We start from the raw sequence: 6,542 nt of genomic DNA, 5'->3' as shown, positions 1-6,542 counted from the left end.
GAATTAATAATTGGCAAAATGTTTTTTTTAAAGCCGAGCAAGCCACTGATGGATTTAAGTTAACTCTCTATTGCGAAGATGAACTAACTGTAAAATCTAACATTTTGTTTGATGTTGGCCACAATTATCACGTTGACATTTCTGAAAGTAAAAAAGAACTTCATATCGCCTGTCACCAATGGATTCATGAAGGCGCAGGCATGTCGATAATCGTTTCAAAACCGGAATGCACTTAAAATCTAGTGAAAACGTCACAACCATCCACTCAAGTTGTGCTTAGTAGTTTAAAATCAAAAAATGTAGAGTGAATAAGCGGTAAGTCATTGAATTAATTAATTTTATGACTGTTAATCCGTATGTCGCTGGTTCGAGTCCAGCATCGGGAGCCATATTCAAAAGCCAGGTATTTCATACACTTATAGTGTTTTGAAGCCTGGCTTTTTTATTGCATAAAAAATCATCAAGTAAATTTCGATCCAACTTCTTCCATACTAGTTAACGTACCAATTCGTTCCATATCCCAAACAATAACCCAAACCGCTCTACTAACGACAATAAGCCCTCCCTTCTCATCACAGAGAAATCTTTAACTTCTTGCCGCCCGAGATTTCAAATCCATTTTGTTCATAAAAGCGTAGTGAGTCTGCAAACTCCGGTAAAGGTGGCGTTGTCACTTCCAAACGGTGCCAGTTTTTATGCCGGGCGAACTCAATCATTGCCTCAATGAGTCGCTTTCCTACACTTTGCCCGCGATACTCGGGTATTACATAACACTCCGGTATCGTTCCAAAGGCGCCTTGCGCATAGAGCGCGTAACTTTCATAAGCGGAAATCATCCCCACAACCTTGTTTCCATCACAAGCGACTAAAACAAAATATTTTTCTTCCTCCAAAAACTTTTGTGCCTGTTCTATCGCTCTTTCCCGCTCAAATTGAAAAAAAGGCTGGCCCATAACCTCCATAATTTCATTCAATAAATCCCCTATCAATTCAACAACATCGGAAATTTCTGAATTAACCGCCCGTCGAATATGCATGTCACCCGCCCCCTATGTGCCTTTTAGAAACATCAATAGATACTTATTACCAATAAGTACGTAAAAAACCCTACAAACATGTATACATTCAAATAATATCCTGTAAAATACTAAGCTTAATTAGTCAAATTACTAATACAGTTATTTATAAGGCTTACACAAAGAGTGTTTCAACTTACCTCTAAGAACCTTAAGACCATCTGTAAGAAACGCTACTGAAGGAAAATGTCATGCTAAACAACTTAACCATTCGGTCTAAACTTATTTTATTAGCAACCGTACCATTGTTGATTGCTCTCTATTTTGGAATCGCCGCATCCGTCAAGGCTTATCAAGTTGAAGCTGAAATGTCCCGCATTTCATCGCTCGTGGCTGTCGGAGCCAAAATGAGTGCCCTCGTTCATGAATCGCAAAAAGAACGAGGCATGACGGCCGGATACCTAGGCTCTAACGGCAATAAATTTGCCAAAGAATTACCACAACAACAAATTCTTTTTGATCAAAAAAGTGAAGACTTAAAAAAGGCTCTCGATCAAATCAATCAAAGTCTATTCGGCGAAAAACTCAGAAGCCTGATTGATAGTAGCCTACAACAGTTAAAGAAAACCGATCAAGTACGCCAACAGGTTAAATCTTTAAAAATTCCATTAGGAAAAGCACTGACTCACTACACCACTTTAAACAAAATGCTGTTGTCCAATATCGAGTTTTTAACTCGGATAACACACGATGCCTTAATTGCGGAAAAAATCGTCGCTTTTTCTAATTTACTGCAATCCAAAGAACGTGCTGGAATTGAAAGAGCCGTCTTGACCAACACGTTTGCTCAAGACCGATTCGCACCGGGATTTTATGAAAAGTTCATTGGATTGGTAACGGCACAAAACACCTATATGAACGTATTTGAAACGAATGCCACTGCTGAAAACTTAGCGTTTTACCATCAAGCCATGCAAGACCCATCGATTCCTAAAGTTCAAAAAATGCGTGATATTGCATCTCAAAACGCGGGAACAGGCGGGTTCGGCATTGATTCTCAGCTTTGGTTTAAGACAATTACCCAAAAAATAAATCAACTAAAAGCAATTGAAAATCACCTTACCGAAGACTTAATTCAAACAACCGACGAATCCGCTTCAAGTGCTTTCTACAATTTATTAATCGCTATCGCCATCATATTGGTCGCATTTACCTTCGTAATTGTATTGGCGACATTGATTACTCGTGAAATACACAAATCAATCGAACGCCTTAAGAACACTATGCGCCTAGTAGAGAATACAGGTGATCTATCACTACAGGTTGAAGTCATAGGCAAGGATGAAATCGCCGATATCTCGTCTCGATTCAATCACTTTATAGGCACTTTAAAGGGAATCATCGACGAGTCCAACCACGTCTTGGCACAAGTCGCACTGGGTGACTTCTCTATACGTGTTTCGGGGGAAGCACAAGGTGACTTGGTTAAACTTAAAAACGGAGTGAACCATTCTGCCGAAAGCGTTTCGTTTACGATGAATGCACTCACCGAAACCATGACGGCAATCAGTAACGGCGACTTTAGCGCGAGAATGGATGAAAAAATCCCGAGCAATTTCAGAAATAACGTCGACAATGCAATGCAAAGCATGGACACCGCCGTTACTGAATTGATCAACGTCATCGGTAAATTAAGCCTAGGACAGTTTGACGGACGTATCGAAACCGAACTTAAAGGCGACATGAATCGTCTAAAAAACAATGTTAACCAATCGGTGGAACAACTTGAAGTGGCTATGTCTGAAATTATCGAAGCCATTATCGCTCAAAGCTCCGGGGACTTAACCGTTCAAATCGAAGGCAACTACCAAGGTGAATTGGATCGCGTCAAATCGGCCTTCAATGAAGGCAGCGCAAACCTTAATCAAGTGATTGGAAATGTATTACACACGGCCAACATGGTTAACAACGCCAGCCAAGAAGTAGCTGACGGAAATACCGATTTAAATGACAGAACCCAAAATCAAGCGGCAGCTTTGGAAGAAACGGCGGCGGCTATGGAAGAGCTTACTTCGACCATCAAACACAACACGGAAAATGCCAGTACGGCCGACCAGCTTTCCAGTAATGCTCGCAAACAAGCTGAAAGAGGTCATGTCGTAATGCAAGAAACGATTGAAGCGATCAATGAGATTCGTGACTCCAGCAGTAAGATTGAAGAGATTATCGGCTTAATCGATAGTATTGCGTTCCAAACGAACCTGCTCGCGCTTAACGCAGCGGTCGAAGCGGCTCGTGCCGGCGAACACGGCAGAGGTTTTGCCGTCGTCGCTTCGGAGGTACGCAACCTTGCCGGTAAATCAGCCGATGCAGCCAAAGACATTAAAAATCTGATCGAACAATCCAGTGACAGTATTGCTAACGGCAGCCAGAAAATCGATGAAACCAGTCGTGTACTTCAGGAAATTAATGAGTCCATCCAAGAAGTCGGCAATATTGTCAGCGAAATTTCATCCGCATCTAAAGAGCAGCAATTCGGTGTTGAACAAGTCAATCAAGCGATAACTGAAATTGATCATACAACCCAACAAAATGCAGCGCTTGTAGAAGAGACAACGGCGGCGGCACAGTCAATGAGCCATGAAAGCGAACAGCTCAAAGCCGCTGTTGCCGGATTCAAAACCAGCAACATAGCACTACCCGCTTACTAAAAGTCAACTTAACCAATGGCCGGTTTTCTAAACAGCCGGCCCTTTCCTTCTGTCTTTCCTCCGCTCTAGCTTAGCCTGTCAAACAAGAAAAAACCCTACGTAAAATCCGACTTTAATTTAAGATATACCCAAGAATTATTGTTATGGTTAAGGTAAAAATGGCGGCTGCAAGACTTGTTTCAGTTTCACATGATAATTCAAAACCTTCGCGTACTTGGCTATTGCTTCTGCTTCTGATTCTGATGGTGCCGTTTTTTGCCATTATCGTGATTACAAATCACGGTCCTGAAATGCAACAACAGGCATTAAACAAGTTGTCGGCTATCGCAGAACTGAAAGCCAATCAGATCGAAAGCTGGCTACATGAACAAGATAATGTCGCCAAAGTCATCTCTTCCAATCAAGTCTTACTTGACCACTCTAAACAGCTACTCAACGGAAACAAAACAGACAAGCATACGACAGTGATCTCTGATTTATTCAGTGCTTTCCAGCAACTCTATGAGTACGATTCCATCACACTTATGACCCCCGACAAACAAATCCTGGTTAAAGTCGGAGAGGGACACAATCCTTCAATCGAAAGCCTAAGGATGCAAGATAAAAGCATCGCTCTCCAAACAATCGAGCACACCGGCATTCTTTTCGCTAAAGGACATCCGGCACACCTGGATTATTCCATTCCATTGATCGACCGCTCCACACCGGAAAGCTCTGTCATTGCTCTGATACTCATCCATATAGACCCGAACCAATTTATCCTTCCCTATCTTCAACACTGGCCGACCCCCAGCAAAAGCGGCAAAACCGTTTTGGTTCGAAACGATGAAGGAAAAATCGAGCATTTAACCCCTTTCAAAGGCTTATCAAATGAAAACGAGCTGCATTTAAACAAACTGTCCAATACCGAACAGCACCTTCCGGCAGCTGTCGCATTGCAAAACCGGAATAAGGGAACCATGATCGGCAAGGATTATCGCGGCGTCGAAGTACTTGCAGCTTACCACCCCGTTGACGGCACCGATTGGATGCTAATCTCCAAAATGGATATGGACGAGGCCACACATTCTTTACACGACTTAATCTTTTGGCTCAGCCTGACCACTTTGTTTTCCGTGGTAATCATCGGCATCGCTTTCGTACTGTTTCTACAAAAGCAAAAGCAAGCTCAACAACTGGAATTGGCCGCTGAAAAAAGCCAAACCGAACATTTACTCCAGCATTTCTTCGAACTCCCCTTTATCGGTATGGCAATCCTTGATCCCTCGCATGAAAAATGGATACGCTTCAACCCCCACTTAGCCGAAATGCTAAACTATACAACCGATGAATTAGATCAAAAGCGTCTGTCGGATATCCTCGATCCTCAACACTACTTTCTGCTACAGGAAAAATTTTCTTTAATCACGAATCAAAACTACAACGGATTCATCCAGGAAGTGCATCTGAAATGCAAAGACGACTGCTCTATTCTGGCTATTCTGGATGTTAAATGTATCCGTAACAAAGATGGCAGCGTGCGGTTTTTTCTAGCAACCATTCAAGACATCACCGAATTCACCCATCTAACCGAACAGAATCTGGCAAACCAAAACCAGCTTCTGACATTGCTTCACACCATACCCGACCTGGTCTGGCTTAAAAATATCGATGGAATATACCTGAACTGCAACACGCGTTTTGAAGCATTCTTTGGCGCCAAAGAAGATGAAATCGTCGGCAAGACCGACTATGACTTTGTCGATAAGGAAACGGCGGACTTTTTCAGAGAGCATGACCTCAATGCTATGGAGCAGGATCGACCAACTGAAAATGAAGAATGGCTGACTTTTGCCGATACCGGATACAAGGGACTTTTCTCAACCATCAAAACACCAATGAAAGACGCCTCGGGCAAAGTCATCGGTGTCTTGGGAGTCGCTCGCGACATTACCAAACGTAAAAAAGCCGAATTACATCTCGAAAGATTGACTAAGCTTTACTCGGCGATGAGCCAAATCAATGAAGCGATTATTCGCTGCAGTAACGAAGACGAACTGTATGCCAAAATCTGCAAAGTGGCGGTGCAGCACGGAGGCATGAAAATGGCTTGGGTCGGAATCCAGGATAAGGATACCCGCAAAATCTACCCGAAAGCCTATTTTGGGGAACATTCGGAATACCTGGAAGGATTGGAAGTCTCAACCGACGAAAACGAGCCTTCCGGACAAGGGCCGACAGGCATCGCATTCCGGGAAAACCGTCCATATTGGTGCCAGGATTTCTTGAATGATTCCCGCACTTCCGCCTGGCATGAAAGAGGCTCACAAGCCGGCTGGCAATCTTCCGCAGCAGTTCCCTTACATCAGAACAGTAAAGTCATCGGCACACTCAACCTCTATTCCGATACGCTTGACGCTTTCGATGCTCCGGCTCGTGACCTATTGATTGAGATGGCTACCGACATCGGTTTTGCCCTAAACAGTTTTGCACATGAAAAAGTTCGTAAAAAAGCGGAAGCTGAAAAACAAGAGGTATTTGAACGCCTGAAAAAACTGGCAGACCGTTTGCCCGGCATGATTTACCAATATAGACGGACTCCTGACGGTCACGGCAACTTCCCATTCGTCAGTGATGCCATTTCCGACCTCTTTCGACTTACAACGGATGACGTGATCAACGATGAAATAAAAATGTTAGATCTAATCCACCCCGATGATTTCCCTGCTTTCATCGCCTCTGTTAAAGAGTCCCAACACAATCTGACTCCTTGGCACCAAGAATACCGCATTCAATTTAATGACGGTACGATTCGTTGGATTTCTGCGAACTCCAT

At 43.2% G+C, this 6,542-nt stretch carries 4 protein-coding genes; 3 read left to right on the top strand and 1 reads right to left on the bottom strand.

All coding sequences use genetic code 11. The annotated features are described in order from the left end of the window. Nucleotides 1-236, top strand: a 236-nt coding sequence (locus ABY044_RS12010; protein ID WP_373020968.1) for a hypothetical protein, incomplete at its 5' end; no start/stop codon positions are given. Between the two features lie 336 nt (nt 237-572). Here the strand turns inward: ABY044_RS12010 and ABY044_RS12005 are convergent. After that, a complete protein-coding gene (locus ABY044_RS12005; RefSeq protein WP_373020966.1) occupies nt 573-1,037 on the bottom strand; it encodes an N-acetyltransferase family protein in 465 nt (154 codons plus the stop codon). 230 nt (nt 1,038-1,267) lie between these two features. Here ABY044_RS12005 and ABY044_RS12000 point away from each other — a divergent pair, with 230 nt between their 5' ends. Both ABY044_RS12000 and ABY044_RS11995 read left to right on the top strand, forming a co-directional pair. After that, the gene (locus ABY044_RS12000; RefSeq protein WP_373020965.1) at nt 1,268-3,727 is read left to right on the top strand and encodes a methyl-accepting chemotaxis protein; all 2,460 of its coding nucleotides are present in this window, start codon (nt 1,268-1,270) and stop codon (nt 3,725-3,727) included. Nucleotides 3,728-3,870: 143 nt separating this feature from the next. Continuing rightward, a partial coding sequence (locus ABY044_RS11995) for a PAS domain S-box protein (protein ID WP_373020964.1) occupies nt 3,871-6,542 on the top strand: 2,672 nt, incomplete at its 3' end.

It is taken from the genome of Thiomicrorhabdus sp., assembly GCF_041583835.1.
GTDB lineage: Bacteria > Pseudomonadota > Gammaproteobacteria > Thiomicrospirales > Thiomicrospiraceae > Thiomicrorhabdus.
The sequence above is the reverse complement of the archived record's forward strand: the minus strand, read 5'-3'. Positions and strand labels throughout refer to the sequence as shown.

Bases quoted from the DNA above. Each gene is read 5' to 3' on its own strand.
- ABY044_RS12005 (WP_373020966.1), bottom strand. From the start codon at position 1,037: ATGCATATTCGACGGGCGGTTAATTCAGAAATTTCCGATGTTGTTGAA.
- ABY044_RS12000 (WP_373020965.1), top strand. From the start codon at position 1,268: ATGCTAAACAACTTAACCATTCGGTCTAAACTTATTTTATTAGCAACC.